The sequence below is a fragment of the Mycobacterium sp. E342 genome, assembly GCF_001667665.1.
GTDB lineage: Bacteria > Actinomycetota > Actinomycetes > Mycobacteriales > Mycobacteriaceae > Mycobacterium.
In genome coordinates this window covers 1-17,855 of sequence record NZ_LZJM01000154.1, presented here as the reverse complement: position 1 = coordinate 17,855, position 17,855 = coordinate 1, and the positions used below count along the sequence as shown (strand labels likewise).

Annotated in this window: 18 protein-coding genes; 12 read left to right on the top strand and 6 right to left on the bottom strand. The window is 67.3% G+C overall.

Going from position 1 to position 17,855, the window contains the following annotated elements; all coding sequences use genetic code 11:
- Positions 1-15: 15 nt before the first annotated feature.
- Together purL and A5692_RS10445 are read right to left on the bottom strand one after the other, a co-directional pair.
- Complete coding sequence (purL, locus tag A5692_RS10450; protein ID WP_068055384.1) at positions 16-2,313, bottom strand: phosphoribosylformylglycinamidine synthase subunit PurL; 2,298 nt, start codon at positions 2,311-2,313, stop codon at positions 16-18.
- A gap of 18 nt (positions 2,314-2,331) precedes the next feature.
- A complete protein-coding gene (locus A5692_RS10445) occupies positions 2,332-3,123 on the bottom strand; it encodes a helix-turn-helix domain-containing protein (RefSeq protein WP_068055381.1) in 792 nt (263 codons plus the stop codon).
- A gap of 125 nt (positions 3,124-3,248) precedes the next feature.
- On the opposite strand from A5692_RS10445, the gene A5692_RS10440 reads away from it, so the two are divergent.
- A complete protein-coding gene (locus A5692_RS10440; RefSeq protein ID WP_068055378.1) occupies positions 3,249-3,644 on the top strand; it encodes a nuclear transport factor 2 family protein in 396 nt (131 codons plus the stop codon).
- A gap of 118 nt (positions 3,645-3,762) precedes the next feature.
- Here A5692_RS10440 and A5692_RS10435 read toward each other — a convergent pair whose 3' ends face one another.
- Together A5692_RS10435 and A5692_RS10430 are read right to left on the bottom strand one after the other, a co-directional pair.
- Positions 3,763-4,110: a VOC family protein gene (locus A5692_RS10435; RefSeq protein ID WP_068055375.1), complete on the bottom strand. Its 348-nt coding sequence runs from the start codon at positions 4,108-4,110 to the stop codon at positions 3,763-3,765.
- 18 nt (positions 4,111-4,128) lie between these two features.
- A complete protein-coding gene (locus A5692_RS10430; protein WP_082962570.1) occupies positions 4,129-5,403 on the bottom strand; it encodes a M18 family aminopeptidase in 1,275 nt (424 codons plus the stop codon).
- A 166-nt stretch (positions 5,404-5,569) separates the two neighbouring features.
- Here A5692_RS10430 and A5692_RS10425 point away from each other — a divergent pair, with 166 nt between their 5' ends.
- From A5692_RS10425 to A5692_RS10415, 3 genes are all read left to right on the top strand, one after another.
- Positions 5,570-6,580, top strand: coding sequence for a Dyp-type peroxidase (locus A5692_RS10425; RefSeq protein ID WP_068055369.1), 1,011 nt, complete (start codon positions 5,570-5,572; stop codon positions 6,578-6,580).
- Complete coding sequence (locus A5692_RS10420) at positions 6,577-7,374, top strand: family 1 encapsulin nanocompartment shell protein (RefSeq protein WP_067921096.1); 798 nt, start codon at positions 6,577-6,579, stop codon at positions 7,372-7,374. The genes A5692_RS10425 and A5692_RS10420 overlap by 4 nt, the downstream gene beginning before the upstream one ends.
- A gap of 65 nt (positions 7,375-7,439) precedes the next feature.
- Positions 7,440-8,180: an SDR family NAD(P)-dependent oxidoreductase gene (locus A5692_RS10415; RefSeq protein WP_068055366.1), complete on the top strand. Its 741-nt coding sequence runs from the start codon at positions 7,440-7,442 to the stop codon at positions 8,178-8,180.
- Between the two features lie 14 nt (positions 8,181-8,194).
- On the opposite strand, the gene A5692_RS10410 is transcribed toward A5692_RS10415, so the two are convergent.
- Positions 8,195-9,898, bottom strand: coding sequence for an MOSC and FAD-binding oxidoreductase domain-containing protein (locus tag A5692_RS10410; protein ID WP_068055363.1), 1,704 nt, complete (start codon positions 9,896-9,898; stop codon positions 8,195-8,197).
- Positions 9,899-10,101: 203 nt separating this feature from the next.
- On the opposite strand from A5692_RS10410, the gene A5692_RS10405 reads away from it, so the two are divergent.
- The 7 genes from A5692_RS10405 (at position 10,102) to A5692_RS10375 (ending at position 16,895) form a co-directional block, all read left to right on the top strand.
- Positions 10,102-10,974, top strand: a complete 873-nt coding sequence (locus A5692_RS10405) for an alpha/beta fold hydrolase (protein WP_068055360.1) — start codon at positions 10,102-10,104, stop codon at positions 10,972-10,974.
- Positions 10,975-11,053: 79 nt separating this feature from the next.
- Positions 11,054-12,415, top strand: coding sequence for a TetR/AcrR family transcriptional regulator (locus tag A5692_RS10400; RefSeq protein ID WP_068055357.1), 1,362 nt, complete (start codon positions 11,054-11,056; stop codon positions 12,413-12,415).
- A 139-nt stretch (positions 12,416-12,554) separates the two neighbouring features.
- Positions 12,555-13,601, top strand: coding sequence for a zinc-binding dehydrogenase (locus A5692_RS10395; protein WP_068055354.1), 1,047 nt, complete (start codon positions 12,555-12,557; stop codon positions 13,599-13,601).
- A gap of 76 nt (positions 13,602-13,677) precedes the next feature.
- Entirely contained in the window at positions 13,678-14,271 is a 594-nt protein-coding gene (locus A5692_RS10390) for a TMEM175 family protein (RefSeq protein WP_231984281.1), read from the top strand.
- Between the two features lie 2 nt (positions 14,272-14,273).
- A complete protein-coding gene (locus tag A5692_RS10385; RefSeq protein ID WP_068055349.1) occupies positions 14,274-14,954 on the top strand; it encodes a haloacid dehalogenase type II in 681 nt (226 codons plus the stop codon).
- 27 nt (positions 14,955-14,981) lie between these two features.
- The gene (locus tag A5692_RS10380) at positions 14,982-16,436 is read left to right on the top strand and encodes an NAD(P)/FAD-dependent oxidoreductase (protein ID WP_068055346.1); all 1,455 of its coding nucleotides are present in this window, start codon (positions 14,982-14,984) and stop codon (positions 16,434-16,436) included.
- A 3-nt stretch (positions 16,437-16,439) separates the two neighbouring features.
- A complete protein-coding gene (locus A5692_RS10375; protein ID WP_068055343.1) occupies positions 16,440-16,895 on the top strand; it encodes a cupin domain-containing protein in 456 nt (151 codons plus the stop codon).
- Between the two features lie 3 nt (positions 16,896-16,898).
- Here the strand turns inward: A5692_RS10375 and A5692_RS10370 are convergent, their stop codons facing one another.
- Entirely contained in the window at positions 16,899-17,306 is a 408-nt protein-coding gene (locus A5692_RS10370; RefSeq protein ID WP_068055340.1) for a VOC family protein, read from the bottom strand.
- Between the two features lie 129 nt (positions 17,307-17,435).
- Here A5692_RS10370 and A5692_RS10365 point away from each other — a divergent pair.
- Positions 17,436-17,855: GntR family transcriptional regulator (locus tag A5692_RS10365; RefSeq protein ID WP_156766012.1), on the top strand; the 420-nt coding region annotated here is incomplete at its 3' end.

The following is a 17,855-nucleotide window of genomic DNA, read 5'->3' as shown; positions in this document are numbered from 1 at the left end:
GTTTGCCGCTACGGCTCATCCGAACAGCCGCGGCAGCACCGCCTCGGACGTCTCGCGCAGTTCGGCCAGCGACACGGTGAACAGGCCCTGAACCTCGACCGCGGCCGAGGCCTCGTCGACAACGCCGACGCGCACCGCCGGCAGTCCGCGCGCCTCACACATGGCCCGGAACCGGCTCTCCTCGGTCCGCGGCACCGCCACCAGGGCCCGCCCCGCCGACTCGGAGAACAGCATCACGAACGGATCGGCCCCCTCGGGAAGCACGATGCGGCAACCGGTTTCACCCGCCAGCGCCGCCTCCACAACGGCCTGCGCGAGGCCGCCTTCCGATAGGTCGTGCGCCGCGGACACCAGCCCGTCGCGAGACGCCGCGCTCAACACCTCGGCCAGCAGCTTTTCGCGCGCCAGATCGACCGCGGGCGGCAAGCCACCCAGATGGTCGGCGGTTACCTGCGCCCAGATGGAACCGTCGAACTCGTCGCGGGTATCTCCCAGCAGCATCAGGGTCTCGCCCGGTTCGGCGCCCAGGCCGGTGGGGATGCGCCGGGCGACGTCATCGAGCACGCCGAGCACGCCCACGACGGGCGTGGGCAGGATCGCCACCGAGCCGGTCTGGTTGTAGAAGCTGACGTTACCGCCGGTCACCGGAATGCCAAGCGCCGCACACCCATCGGCCAGCCCCCGCACCGCCTGGGAGAACTGCCACATCACGCCGGGGTCTTCCGGGGAGCCGAAGTTGAGGCAATTGGTGACCGCGACCGGGGTGGCGCCGGTGACGGCGACGTTGCGGTAGGCCTCGGCCAGCGCGAGTTGCGCCCCGGCATAGGGATCGAGCAGCGTGTAGCGCCCCGACGCGTCGGTCGAGAGCGCGATGCCGCGGCCGGTGGCCTCGTCGACGCGGAGCACGCCGCCGTCGGCGTGCTCGGCCAGCACGGTGTTGCCGCGCACGTACCGGTCGTACTGTTCGGTGATGAAGGCGCGGCTGCACAGGTGCGGGCTACCCAGCAGCGCAAGCAGAGTCGCGTGCAACTCCTCCCCGGTCTTCGGGCGCGGGAGGCGCGTTGACCGGTCGGCGTTCAGGGCGTCCTGCGACTCGGGCCGTGCGACCGGCCGCTGGTACACCGGCCCCTCGTGGGCCACGGTGCGCGGCGGCACGTCGACCACCGTCTCGCCGCGCCAGGTGATCCGCAACCGGTCACCGTCGGTGACCTCTCCGATCACGGTGGCCAGCACCTCCCACTTGCGGCACACCGCCATGAAGGCGTCCACGTTCTCCGGTGCCACCACCGCGCACATCCGCTCCTGCGACTCGCTGCAGAGCACCTCCGCGGGCGTCATGTCCTTGGCCCGCAACGCGACGGTGTCGAGTTGGACCGCCATGCCGCCATCTCCGGCCGACGCCAATTCGGAAGTGGCGCAAGCTAATCCCGCACCGCCAAGGTCCTGGATGCCGATCACCAAACCGCCCGCGTAGAGCTCGAGGCAGCACTCGATGAGTACCTTCTCCATGAAGGGGTCGCCCACCTGGACCGAGGGCAGCTTCTTGCGGGATCCCTCAGCGTCGAAGGTGTCCGACGCGAGCACCGACACCCCGCCGATGCCGTCGAGCCCGGTGCGCGCACCGAACAGGATGATCTTGTTGCCGGTGCCCGAGGCGAACGCCAGGTGCAGGTCCTCCTGGCGTAACACGCCCACGCACAACGCGTTTACCAACGGATTGCCGGCGTAGCACGCGTCGAAGACCGTCTCGCCGCCGATGTTGGGCAGCCCCAGCGAGTTGCCGTAGCCGCCGATGCCGCGGACCACCCCGTCGACCACCCGGCGCGTGTCGGGCGCGTCGGCGGCGCCGAACCGAAGCTGGTCCATCACGGCGACCGGCCGCGCGCCCATGGCCATGATGTCGCGAACGATGCCGCCCACGCCGGTCGCCGCGCCCTGATAGGGCTCGACGTAGGACGGGTGGTTGTGGGACTCCACTTTGAAGGTGACGGCCCAGCCGTCGCCGATGTCCACCACACCGGCGTTCTCGCCGATGCCGGCCAGCATGCCGGCGCGCATCTCGTCGGTGGTGGTCGCGCCGAAGTAGCGCAGGTGCACCTTGGACGACTTGTACGAGCAGTGTTCGCTCCACATCACCGAGTACATCGCCAACTCGGTGTCGGTGGGCCTGCGGCCAAGGATCTCGCGGATCCGCTGGTACTCGTCGTCCTTGAGGCCGAGTTCATGAAACGGTTGGGGCTGGTCGGGGGTACTGGCGGCGTGTTCGACGGTGTCGATGGTGTGTGCGCGCGCGCTCGTCCCGGAGACAGTCACCCGAACAGTGTAAGAGCGCTACCTGCCATGGAGCAGGGTGGCGCTGGCGGCGTCGGCCGGATAGAACAGCTCGACGGTCAGTTCGGCGAGGGTGACGTCGAGCGGAGTCCCGAACGTCGTCAATGTCGTGAACATCGACAGCGGTTGCCCGCCGCCGATATCCAGCACGAAAGGGATGAGCAGCGCGCCGGCGCCATCCGGTGGCGCGCCGCGCGCGTCGGCGGCGGCCGCGACTCCCGGATATCCGCGCACCTCGTCATCGAGCGCCTGCAGGCCCGGATCGCCGGTGATCGCGATCGCGCGCCGGAGCTGGTGCAGCAAGCAGCCCGCCCATTCTCCGAAATTCAGCGTCCGTCCGGCCAGGCCGTCGGGGTGCAGCGACAGCCGGTAGACGTTGGCCGGTGGGCCGAGCAGCTCCGCGGGCAGGCCTGCGGTCAGCGCCGACGCCGCGGCGTTGGCCCCCACGATGTTCCAGCAGCGGTCGATCACGATGCCCGGGTAGGGGTCGTGGGCATCGAGGAGGCGCTGCACCGCGTCACGGGCTGGGGTCATCGCGGCATCCTCGAGCGGGCGCGACTGGTAACGCGGGGCGAATCCGGCGGCAAGCAGCAGCGTGTTGCGCTCCCGCAGCGGAATGTCGAGGCCTTCGGCAAGGGCGAGCACCATCTCCGCACTGGGGCGCGAGCGGCCGGTTTCTATGAAGCTCACGTGCCTGGCCGACACACCCACAGTTAGCGACAGGTCGAGCTGACTCACCCGTCGACGCTCCCGCCATTCGCGCAACAGGGCGCCTACCGCCGCGTGGCTCACCAAGCCACGGTAACCACGCCGGTGTACCCGTAGCGATGACCTCGGAGGTAATTGTGCCGCCGCACGCCGCCGCGACACGCTTGGCGCAACGCGCTCGACGGGAACGCCAGACCCAAGGAGGAACAATGACCGACGTCCAATCCGCCCCCAAGTTCAGCGCCGAGGTGTTCGCGGCGTACTGGGCCGCGCCGACCATGTCGCGCGGCTTCGACATCTTGGCCGATGACATCGTGGGCTACTGGCCGGGTGACCCCGAGCCGGTCCGCGGCATCGAGCCCTACACGGCGAAGATCGCCGAAATACTCGACGCCGCACCGGATTTGAAGCTCGAGGTGATCGACAGCGCCACCGTGCCCGGCGCGGACCCCGGCGAGGAACTGGTGTTTTTGCACTACGTCGGCCGCGGCACCGGACCCGACGGGCCGTTCCAGATCCGGGGAATCGACCGGGTTCGCACCCGCGACGGAATCGTCGTGGAGAACGTCATCCGCTACGACCCGCTGTTCCTCGCCCACGGCTGAACGGCAAGACTCGAGTGTGCGCTCCGGTACTTCGGTGTGCGCGGGTGGCGGGAATCGCGCGATAATCCCGCCCTACCTGCACACTCAACGCCGAGGGCGCACACTCGTCGGCCGCGAGCTATTGACCCACGATGCAGAAGACGTTGCCCTCGGGGTCGGCCAGCACCACCCAGCGAAAATCGTCGCCGAACGTGTGCCGGCCGACCTCGGTGGCCCCGGCGGCCGTCAGCCGGGACGCCTCGGCATCAACGTCGGCGGCACCGAAGTCGAGGTGCACGCGGTTTTTCCCGGGCGTGGGATCGGGCACCTTCTGGAATCCGAGCCGCGGTCCCGCCGACAAACTCACCGCGGTGAACTCGTCGGCGAGCAACTCCTGCGTCGTGCCACCGAACTGCTCGGCCCACCATGCGGCCAGCTGCGCGGGATCGTGGCAGTCGAAGGTGATCATCTCCACGCTGAGCGCCATACCGCCAGACCTTAGGCCTCAGAGGGGTTCGGGCGAAAGGAACGCCCGCATCGCCGCCGAGTAGGCGGCCACGTCATGAGCGCCCATCAACTCACGGGCGGAATGCATCGCCAGCTGCGGAGCGCCCACGTCGACGGTGGGGATCCCGGTGCGCGCCGAGGCCAGCGGACCGATCGTCGACCCGCACGGCAGGTCGGCGCGATGCTCGTAACGCTGCAGGGACACCCCGGCCTGCGCACAGGCCAAGGCGAAGGCCGCGGCCGTGCGTCCGTCGGTGGCGTACCGCAGGTTCGGGTGCACCTTGAGGACGGGTCCGGCGTTGACCTCGATGAGGTGACCGGGCTCGTGGCGCTCCGGATAGTTGGGGTGCGTGGCGTGCGCCATGTCGGCCGAGGCCAGCAACGAGTCGGGCAGCCGGCGCAGGAAGTCTTCCCGGGTGCCGCCGGCCGCGAGCACGATCCGCTCCAAAACGGTGCCCAGCAGGTCGGACTGGGCTCCGTGGTCGGAGGACGAACCGACCTCCTCATGGTCGAAGAGCACCAGCACGGGCAGGAAATCCCGCGGCAACGGAGCCTCGTCCAAGGTCAGCAACGCCTCCATGCCGGCATAACAACTGGCCTGGTTGTCCAGCCGGGGCGCACTCAGCAGGTCGGCGTCGGCGCCGACCACCGTCGACGGGGTCAGGTCGTGGGTCATCAGGTCGGCGGCCAGCACGGCGGTGGGCGACACCCCGGCGCGTTCGGCGACGAAGTCGACGAACGGTTTCGCTTCGGCGCCGGCGCCCCACACCGCGTTGACGTGTCGCTGCGGGTCCAGCGTCAACGACTTTCGGTCCTCGGCCAGGTGGATGGCCAGTTGCGGTACCCGCAGGATCGGGTCGTCGACCCGGACCAGCCGGTGCTCGATCCCGGCGCCGTCACGCACCGACAACCGTCCGCTGATGCCGAGGTCGCGGTCCAGCCACGAGTTCAGCCACGCTCCCCCGTACGGCTCGAGGGCCAGAACGCGCCAGCCGGCGACCAAGCGATCCGGATGCTGCTTGACCCGGAGATTGGGGCTGTCGGTGTGCGCGCCGACGATCCGGAACGGACCGTCTTTTCCGTCGGAGTGCCAGGCGACCAGCGAGCCGGCCCGCACCGTGAAGTAGCGCCCCGGTGTGTCCGGCCAGCGCTCGGCCTCTCGCAGTTCGGTGTAGGCGGCGGCGGTCAACCGCGCGGCCACCGTCGCGCAGACGTGAAACGGCGACGGAGAAGCGTCGATGAAATCGCAGAGGCCTGCGGCGCTGGCCGACATGTTCAACATCATGGCTGTCGGCGACGTGCGTCGCCACGCTAGGTCCCATTGCGCGGCTCCTTACTCACGCCCTTCCGGCGCTCGACGTCGCCACGCTAGGTCCCATTGCGCGGCTCCTTACTCACGCCCTTCCGGCGCTCGACGTCGCCACGCTAGGGTCAGGAGAGTGCCCCCCGTCCAGCTGCAGCCGATCCTCGAGCCGTTGACGCCGGCGGCGGTCTTTTTGGTAGTGACCATCGACGACGGCGGAGAAGCCACGGTTCATGACGCGCTGCCCGACATTTCCGGGCTGGTGCGCGCGATCGGTTTTCGCGAGCCTCCGAAACGGTTGTCGGCCATCACCTCTATCGGCTCGCAGGCGTGGGACCGCTTGTTCACCGGCCCGCGTCCCGCAGAGTTGCACCCGTTCGTCGAATTAAAAGGCCCGCGGCACACCGCCCCGGCCACGCCCGGGGACCTCTTGTTTCACATCCGTGCCGAGAGCCTGGACGTGTGTTTCGAACTCGCCGACCGCATTTTGAGGTCGATGGCCGGTGCGGTCACGGTGGTCGATGAGGTGCACGGCTTTCGCTACTTCGACAACCGTGACCTGTTGGGCTTCGTCGACGGCACCGAGAACCCCGACGGTCAGCTGGCCGTCAGCGCCACCGCGATCGGCGCCGAGGATCCCGAGTTCGAGGGCTGCTGCTATGTGCACGTGCAGAAGTACCTGCACGAAATGGATTCGTGGAATTCGCTTTCGGTCAGCGAGCAGGAGCTGGTCATCGGCCGCACCAAGCTGGAGAACCTCGAACTCGACGACGACGATAAGCCGGCCAACTCCCACATCGCCCTCAACGTCATCACCGACGACGATGGCACCGAGCTGAAGATCGTGCGGCACAACATGCCATTCGGTGAACTCGGCAAAGGCGAGTACGGCACCTATTTCATCGGCTATTCCCGCACGCCGCGGGTCACCGAACAGATGCTGCGGAACATGTTTTTCGGAAATCCGCCCGGCAATACCGACCACATCCTCGAATTCTCCACCGCGATCACCGGTGGCCTGTTCTTCTCCCCCACCGTCGACTTCCTCGACGATCCACCGCCACTGCCGGCAGCGCCGGTGGCGGAAACGCCTGCCGCACAGGACGGCTCGCTTTCGATCGGCAGCCTGAAAGGAACCCCTTCATGAACAACCTCTACCGCGACCTGGCACCGGTCACCGAAGCCGCCTGGGAAGAAATCGAATTGGAGGCGACCCGGACGTTCAAGCGTCATGTCGCCGGACGCCGGGTGGTGGACGTGAGCGGACCCGGCGGCCCGGTGACGGCGGCGGTCAGCACCGGCCGGCTGATCGATGTGGCGTCGCCCTCCGACGGTGTGGAGGCTCATCTGCGGGCAAGCAAACCCCTTGTCCGGCTGCGGGTTCCGTTCACCCTGTCCCGCTACGAGATCGACAACGTGGAACGTGGCGCGCAGGACTCCGACTGGGACCCGGTCAAGGCCGCCGCCAAGAAGCTGGCATTTGTCGAGGACCGCGCCATCTTCGAGGGCTACCCCGCCGCGTCGATCGAGGGCATCCGCGCGGCCAGCTCGAACAAGCCGTTGACGTTGCCGGCGGATCCCCGCGAGATTCCGGACGTCATCACCCAGGCGATCTCCGAACTGCGGCTGGCCGGTGTCGACGGCCCCTACTCGGTGCTGCTATCAGCCGACGTCTACACGAAGGTCAGCGAGACCACCGAACACGGATATCCGATCCTCGAACACATCGACCGGTTGGTTCCCGGCGACATCATCTGGGCGCCGGCGATCGACGGTGCTTTCGTGCTGACCACCCGGGGCGGGGACTTCGACCTGCAGCTGGGGACCGACGTCTCGATCGGCTACACCAGCCATGACGCGGAGACCGTGCAGCTGTATCTGCAGGAGACGCTGACGTTCCTGTGCTACACCGCGGAGGCCGCCGTCCCACTGGGCTCCTAGGAATAAACGCCAGCGACCCGCTGCTGACGGGGAGGCAAGTAACTCTCTCCTGGAGGCAGGGTTCGATGGCAGCAACAATGGCCGGCTCCACCGCGCTAGTGACCGGGGCCACGTCAGGGATCGGCCGGGCGATCGCGCTACAACTCGCCGAACGCGGGGTCGAGGTGGTGGTACACGGCCGCAGCGCCGAACGCGGCGAGAAGACCGTCCGTGAGATCGAAAATGCCGGTGGCAGAGCGCGATTCGTGGGCGCAGACCTCACCGACAGCGCAGACGTGCGCCGCCTGGCGGCCGAAGCGGGACCGGTCGACATACTGGTCAACAACGCCGGCATCTACCAATTCGGAGCCACCGTTGACACCGACGACGCAACGTTCGACGACCATGTGAACGTGAACTTGCGCGCCCCGTACATCTTGGTCCAGCAACTGGTGCCGGCAATGATCGAGCGCGGCGGCGGCGCCGTCGTCAACGTCGGCACCGTTGCAGCCTCGGTGCCGGCGAGCGGGGCAGGGATCTACGGCGCCACCAAAGCCGGCCTGGAGCTGCTGACGCGCGTCTGGGCGGATGAGTTCGGCCGGTCCGGGGTACGGGTGAACGCGATCGCGCCAGGGCCAACCGACACTCCCGGTGTGGCGGTCACACCGGGAGTGCTGGACACGGTGGCGGCCAGCACCGCGATCGGCCGGCCGGCCGAGCCGAGTGAGATCGCGAGCGCGGTCGTCTTCCTCAGCTCCCCCGACGCCAGCTATGTCAACGGCGCTGTCGTCCCCGTGAGCGGCGGTCAACGCGCGATCGCCGCCTGAGGCAACGGTTTCCGCTACAGATCGAGCACCAGCTCGGTGTCTGGGGCCGCCGAGCAGATGAGCACGGTCCCGGGCTCGGGAGGCTCCAGGGGCTGTTGCACATATCTGGCGCTGCCGGCAACGATGCCGGTCACACACACGTGGCAGACCCCGCTTCGGCAGGAATATCGAGTGGGCACGTCGCACGCTTCGGCCAACTCGAGAATGCTTGCGCAGTCGGAGGACCAGGGAACCGTCAGGCCGCTGCGCGCGAACGTGATCGCCGGCCCCGTCCCCGGACGGCCCGCCGGGGGATGCGGTGGGTTACGAGGGGCACCGTCGACGATGCCGGGGTTGATCGGCGGCAGGGTGCCGAACAGTTCACTATGGATCCGTTGAGGGTCGAGCCCAGCAGCGGTCAAGGCATCGCGCATGTCGCTCATGAATTGGGTTGGGCCGCAAAGGCACGCCGTCGCGTCGGCCGGGATACCCAGCGCCGCGATGGCCGGGCCGTTCAAACGGCCTTGTGCCTGCGTGTAGAACACCGACTTCCGCGCCCGCGGCAGTGATCCGATCAAGCTGGCGACTTCGGTTGCGAACGCTTGTGTTTCACGATTGCGGTCGGTGTGTACCCACCAGATGTCGCGGTCGCTGCGGGCCGCCGAGAGCGCATGCAGCATGGCCAGGACGGGCGTGATGCCGATACCCGCCGACATCAGCAACACCGGGTTGTCGCCATCGGTGAGGTAGAACTCGCCGCGCGGGGCGGCGGCCTCGACCACCGAGCCCGGCTCGACGTGCTCGTGCAACCATCGGCTCACCAGACCGCGCTCTTCGCGTTTGACGCTGATGCGGTAGTACCCCGCGGCGGGGTCTCCCGAGAGGGAGTAACTACGCAGCGGGGGCGGCGCGCCCGCGCCGGGTATCCGCACCGTGAGGTATTGCCCCGGGAGCGGCGCCGGCAGGTCGGAACCGTCATCAGCCTCCAGTTGGATGGACATCACTTGTGGGCTCTCCCCGCGTGTTGCGCTGACGCGCAACGGGCGAAATCCGACCCATGCCGCTGGTGCGCCCGGGAGTACGGATGTGGATCCCAGCGGTGATTCGAGCATGTCCCGAAACGACTGCTGCCAGCCGGGGCTGAGCGCAGGCACGTCGACGATCTTGCGGAGCTGGCCGAGTCTGCGGTTCGGCAGATACAACAGCGCGTCTACGTCGGCGACGCTGAGCCCGTGCCGGCCGCGGCGAATTCGCACGATCTCGTCGCCCGCGCGGACCTGCCCCTCGGTGATCACCCGAAAGTAGAAGCCCGGCCGACGTTGCGATACAAGGAGATTCGGCATTCTAGGCTCGTCCAGACGCATTCCGACCCGGAAGCATGTGACCCGGGGCTGGGTGACTTCGAACTCGGCTTCACCAATCCGGTAGCGGTCCCCTATACACACATCGTCGTCGGGCAGGCCGGTGACCGTGAAATTCTCCCCGAAGTCGCCGGGCACGAGGTCGTCACGTCCCAGATATTGCTTCCAGAAGTCATAGGATTCGGTCTGGTACACCATGACGGCACGCTGCTCACCGCCGTGGCCGGCGAGATCACCCTGGCCGTCGCCGTCGATGTTCAGGCGGCGCACCGTGACCGGCCCCTCAACCGGCGATTTCCAGATCCCCGTGTAGACGGTCTTGTCCCGCCACCGCACGTCCTTGGGCATGCCGACGTTCACCGAAATCAGCGCGCCCATAGCGTGACCTCCGAACCCCGTAACTGGGATGGCTGGCCCAGAATATGCCGCGCCGGGCCGGCAGGCAACAGGAGGCGGCACTGGTGCCGCGAACCCGTTATGGTGCATACTGGGTTGTGCAACCCATTATCGCGAGAAGCGGCAGAGTTCTACCCGTCCACCGACGCCCCGGCGTCGGAGGACGACAACCGAGGAGGAAAGTCATGCCGGCTGTCCATCATCGATACGCCACCGTCGACGGTCACCGGCTCTTCTTCCGCCAAGGGGGCGACCCGAACGCTCCCGCGCTCGTGCTGTTGCACGGCTTTCCGACCAGCTCCTACATGTTCCGGCATCTGCTGCCGGCACTCGCGGACCGCTATCACGTCATCGCACCCGACCACCTCGGCTTCGGGCTTTCTGACGCGCCGTCGGTGCAACAGTTCGACTACACCTTCGACGCGCTGACCGACCTCACCGCCGGCCTTGTCCGCGCGCTCGGCATCGACAGATATGCCATGTACGTCCAGGATTACGGCGCGCCGATCGGTTGGCGACTTGCGCTGCGCGACCCGTCGGCGATCACGGCGATCATCACCCAGAACGGCAACGGCTACGACGCGGGATTCGTCGACGACTTCTGGAAGGTCGTGCGGGCCTACCAAGGCGAGCAAACGCCCGAGACCGAGGCCGCGGTACGGCAGTTCCTCACGCTGGACGCCACCCGGTGGCAATACGTCACCGGCGTTCCCGACGAGACCCTGCTCGACCCCGAATCCTGGCTACACGACTACGCGCTCATATCGCGTCCCGGCAACGACCTGGTGCAGTTGAAGCTGTTGCGGGACTATGCGACCAACGCGCCGCTCTATCCACGCCTGCATGACTACTTTCGCGCCAGCCAGGTGCCCCTGCTCGCGGTGTGGGGTCGCGGCGACGAGATATTCGGCCCGGCCGGTGCCGAGGCGTTCACCGACGACCTCCCCGATGCCGAGATCCGGCTGCTCGACGGCGGGCACTTCCTGCTGGAGTCCGCGCTGGACGAGGTCGCCGAATTGATACTTCGCTTCCTGGCAAAGGTTGACATGACCGCTTGACCGGGACCGCCGGCGCCTTGGGCGCTTCATTGGGTTGGATATCCCATAGTTCGGGGCGGCCGCGAGTTAGCCTGACGCGATGGCCCATCCCGACGTTCAGGACGAACAACGGTTGACCGCCAAGGGGCGTGCCACCCGGGACCGCATCGTGGAAGCGGCCGCCCAACTGATCGTCACCGAGGGCCTCTCCGCGTCGAACATGGAGAACGTGCGCAGGGCGGCGTCCGTCAGCGGTTCGCAGCTCGCCCATTATTTCGCCGACAAGAACGCCCTCATTCGCGCGGTCATCCGGCGTCAGATCGGCGTGGTTTTGGACTTTCACCGGCAGCCCAAGCTCGGTGGTCTGGCTTCGTTCGCCGACTTCGAGCGGTGGGCCGACCTCAACATGCGATACCTCAGGCGCATTGGATATTTCGGCACGCCCACCTATCACGCTCTTGCCGCGCAGCTGGCGAAGTCCGACGACGCGACACGCGAAACGCTGGGAGCCGGCTATTGGCAGTGGGTCGACCTGCTCGACGCGGCGATCCAGCGAATGAAAGACGACGGCATCGTGGTCGCTGAAGCCGACTCGCGAGCGCTGGCGATCGTGATCGTCGCCGCCCATCAGGGCGGTGGCACATTGGCCTTCACCTACCGCGCGGAATGGCCGCACGCCGACGCCGTCCGCTTCGCGATCAACCACCTGCGCAGCTTCGCCACCGATCCCGGCGAGCGGGTTGCCCGGCCCGCCCGGCGTCCTCGGCGCCTGCGCGAGGGCCGCGCCCTAACTGACGACAGCTCAACACGTTTCACGCGCAAGGGGCAGGCAACACGCGCGCGCGTCGTCGAGGTCGCCGCGCGCCTCATGTTCGAGCGCGGCGTCGCCGGCACCAGCATCGAACAGGTGCGGCGAGCGGCCGGGGTCGGAGGCTCGCAGATCGCGCATTACTTCCAGGACAAGCGCGAGCTGACCCGTCAGGTGATCGCCGCCCGCCGCGAGGACGTACGGGCCTTCCACACTGCGCCACCGCTGGGCGACCTGGACACCCTCCAGGCCCTGCAGGCGTGGGCCGATGCCTGCGTCGCGGACACCGACGCCGTATACCGCTTAGGAGGTTGCGTCTACGGCGCTTTGGCGGGGGAACTGATCGACGCCGACGACGAAGTGCACGACGATCTCTCCGCCGGCTATGACCAGTGGATCGAGCTTTTTCAGACCGGCCTTGCCACCATGCGCCGTCGCGGCGAGCTGCGCCCCGATGCCGACCCGCGCCACCTCGCGGTATCGCTGGTGGTCGCGCACCAGGGCGGAGCGATGTTGACCTACGCCACCGGGGACCCGGAACCGTTGCGGACCGCAGTCAATGCCGCCGTCGACTACGTTCGCGCATTCACCCCACACGCCCGTAAGAGCCGATCCACTCCGGCGCGACGCCGCGGCCCGACCCGGGCCAAGTAGCATCACCGCCCCCTGGACAGATTGGGATAGATAGCCCATAATAATTGGGTCAGCTGACCCATTACGGGCGGATAGCTCTCCGGCTCCGTTCGGCATATCCAGACATGAATGCCCACTGAGCATTCGGGAGGAGCGGCAAGTGTCGACCACCGAAGCGCCCCAGCTGCCCACCGCGCCGGTAGTGGTGCGCGAACAAGCAGGGGGCGAAACCATGCGAGCGATCATTCTGAAGGGATTCGGCGGCCTCGACAAACTGGTCTACACCGACATCCCCAAGCCGCTGCCAAGAGACGGCGAAGTGGTCATCGAGGTCAAGGCGTTCGGCGTCAATCACGCCGAGATGCACATGCGCCGGGGGGAATGGGCTGAAGCCGCGGAAGTCAGCGGCATCGAATGCGTCGGCGTCGTCGACTCGTGTCCTGGCGGTGAATTCCCCGTGGGCGCCAAGGTGGCGGCGTTGATGGGTGGCCTGGGCCGTACCATCAACGGCAGCTACGCGCAGTACACGCGTGTACGCGCGGCCAACGTCGCCCTCATCGAATCCGGGCTGCCCTGGGCGGATTTGGCGGCGCTGCCCGAAACCTACGCGGTCGCGTGGACATGCCTCTTCCGCAACCTCGACCTGAAGGCCGGGCAAACCCTGGTGCTGCGCGGGGCGACCTCATCGCTCGGGCAAGCCGCGCTCAAGCTGGCCGTGGCCGCCGGTGCGCGTGTCATCGTCACCGCGCGAAGCAGTAGCCGGTCTTCCCTGCTAGAGGGGCTGGGCGCCTCCCGCGTCGAATTGGAACGGCGCGACCTGGCCGACCATCTCCCCGAGGCGAAGCGGGTGGACGCCGTCCTGGACCTGGTCGGCAACAGCACCATCTTGGACTCCCTGGACATGCTGTGCCGCGGCGGGACGGCATGCCTGGCGGGATGGCTGGGCGGGCTTGACCCCATCGGGGATTTCAACCCCCTGTTGCGCATGGCGAGCGGCGTGAACTGGAACTTCTTCGGCAGCTTCGTCTTTGGGGCTCCCGGCTTTCCGCTGTCAGATGTGCCGCTACAAGACATCGCGCGGCAGGTCGCCGAGGGCACGCTGGAGGCCAAGCCGTCTCGCGTCTTCTCTTTCGACCAGATCCGTGAGGCGCACCGCGTGATGGAAGCGGGAAGGGCCGGCGGGAAGATGGTCGTCGTGATGCAGTGAGCACCAACCGTCCGAGATTGTTCGCGAGAGGGTCCGTCGAAGTCGCGATCCTGCGGGCTGGGTCCCAGGAGGCGAAGTGGCCGTGCGGAGAACAGGTCCGGAGCGGGTAGGAGCGTTTTCCGATGGCGTGTTTGCGGTGGTCATCACGATCCTGGTGCTCGAGCTCCACTCGCCGACAGCCCACAGCTTCAGCGCCCTGCTACCCCTATGGCCCACCGGTTTGAGCTATGTGGTCAGCTATCTGTTCATCGCGATCGTGTGGGTCAACCACCATCACATGTTCAGCTACGCGGAGCTGGCGACACCGCGGCTGGTGTGGTCGAATTTCTCGCACCTGTTTTCGGTGTCGCTCATCCCGATCACCACCGAGCGGATAGCCGACAGCAGGCTGGCCGCCGCGCCCGTGGCCTTGTATGCGTTCGTCTTCGTTCTCGTCAACATCACCTATCTAGCGCTGTGCCGCGAAGTGGTCGACCGGCCGGCCCACGAGGACCTCACGGATCGGATGCGCCGGTTGATTCGGATGAGGTCGTTCATCACGGTCGGCGTCTTCACGATGGCCGGGGTGATCGCACTTCGGTGGCCGTTGCTCGGAATGGCATTGATTTGCTTGTGTTTGATCGGGTATCTAAGGCCCGACGTTGCCACTCTCAAGAAGGTCGAGCCCTAGCCATGCCCACACCGTCCGTCCTGGTTTTCGACGTCAACGAGACGTTGGTCGACATTGATTCCCTCGCAACGCTTTTCACCGAGCTGTTCGGTGATGAAAGGGTGCTCCGCGAGTGGTTCGCCCAGCTGGTCATGTACTCGATGTCCGCGACACTGGCGGACAATTACGTGAACTTCTCCACGCTCGCACAAGGCGTGCTGCGCATGGTCGGCGATATTCACCACGTCCACGTCTCCGACGACGACCTGCACCGCCTGAAGACCGGTCTGCTCACCATGCCGGCACACCCGGAGGTGCCCGAGGGGCTCACCAGGCTGCGAGACAATGGTTTTCGCCTGGTTACGCTGACCAATTCACCGCCCAACCCGGACGGACCGACGGCCTTGCAGAGTTCCGGGCTGGCCGATTTCTTCGAACACCAATTGAGCGTCGACGCTTGCCGCGCCTTCAAGCCGGCGCCCGCCGTGTACCGATATGTGTGTGAAACGCTCGGGGTCGCGCCGATCGACTGCATGATGGTGGCCGCGCACGTGTGGGACACGCTCGGCGCACAAAACGTCGGCTTCAGCGCGGCGCTCATCACGCGCCCGGGCAATCCACCCCTACCGGTAGAGGGGCTGCCCCAGCCGAACCTCATAGCGAGCGACTTATGCCAGCTGGCCGAGAAGCTCACAGCCAACTGACGGACACCAACGAAAGGTTCATCCACCATGGCGGTCGACAAGGAACGGGACTACGACGTCATCGTGCTCGGCGCCGGGCCGATCGGGCAGAACGTCGCGGAACGCGCCCGGGCGGGCGGCCTGAGCGTCGCGATGATCGAGCGCGAACTGGTCGGTGGCGAATGCTCCTATTGGGCCTGCGTACCCAGCAAGGCTCTGCTGCGTCCGGTGATTGCCGTCTCCGACGCCCGCCGGGTCGACGGGGCGCGGGAAGCCGTCGCCGGCCCCATCAGCGCCGCGGGAGCCTTCGGCCGCCGCGACCGCTACGTCAGCGACTGGGACGACAGCGGGCAGGCCGACTGGGTGAAGGGGATCGGCGCCACCCTGGTACGCGGCCACGGCCGGTTGGATGGTGCCCGACGAGTCGCCGTCACCGCTGCCAGCGGTGAGACGTCGGTGTTGACCGCGCGACACGCGGTCGTGGTCTGCACCGGAAGCCGGCCCGTTCTCCCCGACCTGCCCGGCATCGACGACGCCGACCCGTGGACCAACCGCCAAGCCACCGACAACAGCTCCGTCCCCGGACGACTCGCCGTTGTGGGTGCCGGTGGCGTGGGCGTCGAAATGGCAACCGCCTGGCAAGGATTGGGGTCGCAGGTGACTCTGCTCGCGCGTGGATCCGGCCTGCTACCCCGAATGGAACCCTTCGTGGGCGAGCTGATCGTACGCGGGCTCACCGCGTCGGGCGTGGAGGTGCGCGTCGGGGTATCGGTCCGCGCGCTGCACCGGGCCGATGACGGGCAGGTAAAACTCGAATTGGACGACGGTTCCGAGTTATCAGCTGACGAAGTGCTTTTCGCTACCGGCCGCGCGCCGCTCACCGAGGACATCGGCCTAGAGACCGTCGGGTTGACACCGGGCGCCTGGCTCGGCGTCGACGACACCTGCCGAGTGCGAGCGATCGAGGACGGCTGGCTCTATGCGGCAGGCGACGTCAATCACCGAGCCCTGCTGACCCATCAGGGCAAGTACCAGGGCCGCATCGCCGGCGCGGCCATCGCAGCCCGTGCGGTGGGCGCCCCGTTGGACACCGCACCGTGGGGACGGCATGCCACCACGGCTGACCATTACGCCGTCCCGCAGGCGTTCTTCACCGATCCCGAAGCCGCCTCGGTGGGCCTGACATGCCAGCAGGCGCAGCGGGCCGGGCACCGGGTGCGCACAGTCGACATCGAAGTCGGCGACGCGGTGATGGGGGCCAAGCTCTACGCCGATGGGTACACAGGCCGGGCGCGGATGGTGGTCGATCTCGATCGCGAGCGCCTGCTCGGGGTCACGCTGGTTGGACCCGGGGTCACCGAAATGCTTCACTCCGCCACCATCGCCGTCGCCGGGCAGGTGCCCATCGACCGGCTGTGGCACGCCGTGCCCTGCTTCCCGACGGTCAGCGAGCTGTGGCTGCGGCTTCTCGAGGCGTATCGGGATGCGTCGGACCATAATTGACCCATGGCCACCGCAGACGGATTCCACCCGGACTTCGACGAGAAGGCGCCGGAAGCCACCGGCAGCCGGGTGCACCACATCAAGGCGTCGGACATCAGCTCCGACACCGCGCAATCGGACGGGCTTCGTCGCTTCGCCGCGCTCAGCGGCGCGTCGGTCGGCGCCGAAAAGCTCTGGATGGGAGAGACGCACGCAATGCCGTCGACCGTCTCTTCAAACCACCATCACGGCGACTCGGAAACCGCCATCTACGTGCGCAGCGGCCACCCGGAATTCGTGTTTCACGACGGCACCCGAGAGGTGCGCATCTCGACCTCACCCGGGGACTACGTCTTCATTCCGCCGTATCTGCCGCACCGCGAGGAAAATCCCGACCCGAACACCCCGGCGGAGGTCGTCATCGCGCGCAGCACCCAGGAGGCTGTTGTGGTGAACCTGCCGGCGCTCTACCCGCTCTGATCCCTAGACCGTTCCGTAGAAGGCGATTTCGACGAGGTTCCCGTCGACGTCGCGGCAGTAGTGCGACGTCATTGGGCCGAGTGCGCCGGTCCTGGTGACCGGACCCGCGACGACCTCCACTCCACACTCGGTGAGGTGGGCGCGCACCTCGTCGGGTCTGCTGCGCGTGATAAAGCACAAGTCGGCGGAGCCGGCGGCCTCGACGGATCCAGTAACCCACTCGGGATCGTCGGCCAGCGCCCCGACGGGCCGCAGGTTGAGTTTCTGCTCCCCGAAGCGCAGCCCGATACGCGCGGACGGCCCGAACGTCTCCCGGCGCATCCCGAGCACCCGCTCATACCAGGCCGCGGTTGCGTCGACGTCGTGGCAATTCAGCACGACATGGTCGATCCCTTCCACCGCGACTCCCATGTCCGGACCTCCTGAGGTGACGCGAAAATCGGTCGGCACCAGCGTAATCCGTACTCGGTGGACCAGTCGCCGTGGCGTGGGCGGTGACCGGTCTTTACCCTCCGCTCACCAGACGTTTTAATACGTCTTATGACCAGCCGGTCGCTCGACCTCGAGTCCGCCGATCTGCGAGTTCGGCGCGGCAGCGTACCCGCGAGCACCCAGCTCGCCGAGGCGCTCAAGGCCGCGATCATCAAGCAGCGCCTGCCCCGCGGCGGACGCCTGCCCAGCGAGCGGGAGTTGATCGATCGCTCCGGTCTGAGCCGGGTAACCGTGCGCGCGGCGGTCGGACTACTCGAGCGGCAGGGCTGGCTGGTCAGACGCCAGGGCCTGGGAACCTTCGTGACCAACCCGGTGCGACAGGAATTGGGCTCCGGCGTGCGCACCATCACCGAAGTCCTGGCGAGTTCGGGGATCACCCCCCACGTCGACGTCCTGTCGCACCGCGTCGAGGAGCCCCCACAACGGGTCGCCGAAACGCTGGGCTTGCCCAGAGTTCTGTGCATCCAG

Excerpts from the sequence above, each read along its gene's own strand:
- A5692_RS10440 (WP_068055378.1), top strand. The coding sequence starts at position 3,249 with ATGACCGACGTCCAATCCGCCCCCAAGTTCAGCGCCGAGGTGTTCGCG.
- A5692_RS10435 (WP_068055375.1), bottom strand. The coding sequence starts at position 4,110 with ATGGCGCTCAGCGTGGAGATGATCACCTTCGACTGCCACGATCCCGCG.
- A5692_RS10430 (WP_082962570.1), bottom strand. The coding sequence starts at position 5,403 with ATGTCGGCCAGCGCCGCAGGCCTCTGCGATTTCATCGACGCTTCTCCG.
- A5692_RS10420 (WP_067921096.1), top strand. The coding sequence starts at position 6,577 with ATGAACAACCTCTACCGCGACCTGGCACCGGTCACCGAAGCCGCCTGG.
- A5692_RS10415 (WP_068055366.1), top strand. The coding sequence starts at position 7,440 with ATGGCAGCAACAATGGCCGGCTCCACCGCGCTAGTGACCGGGGCCACG.
- A5692_RS10410 (WP_068055363.1), bottom strand. The coding sequence starts at position 9,898 with ATGGGCGCGCTGATTTCGGTGAACGTCGGCATGCCCAAGGACGTGCGG.
- A5692_RS10405 (WP_068055360.1), top strand. The coding sequence starts at position 10,102 with ATGCCGGCTGTCCATCATCGATACGCCACCGTCGACGGTCACCGGCTC.
- A5692_RS10400 (WP_068055357.1), top strand. The coding sequence starts at position 11,054 with ATGGCCCATCCCGACGTTCAGGACGAACAACGGTTGACCGCCAAGGGG.
- A5692_RS10385 (WP_068055349.1), top strand. The coding sequence starts at position 14,274 with ATGCCCACACCGTCCGTCCTGGTTTTCGACGTCAACGAGACGTTGGTC.
- A5692_RS10380 (WP_068055346.1), top strand. The coding sequence starts at position 14,982 with ATGGCGGTCGACAAGGAACGGGACTACGACGTCATCGTGCTCGGCGCC.
- A5692_RS10375 (WP_068055343.1), top strand. The coding sequence starts at position 16,440 with ATGGCCACCGCAGACGGATTCCACCCGGACTTCGACGAGAAGGCGCCG.
- A5692_RS10370 (WP_068055340.1), bottom strand. The coding sequence starts at position 17,306 with ATGGGAGTCGCGGTGGAAGGGATCGACCATGTCGTGCTGAATTGCCAC.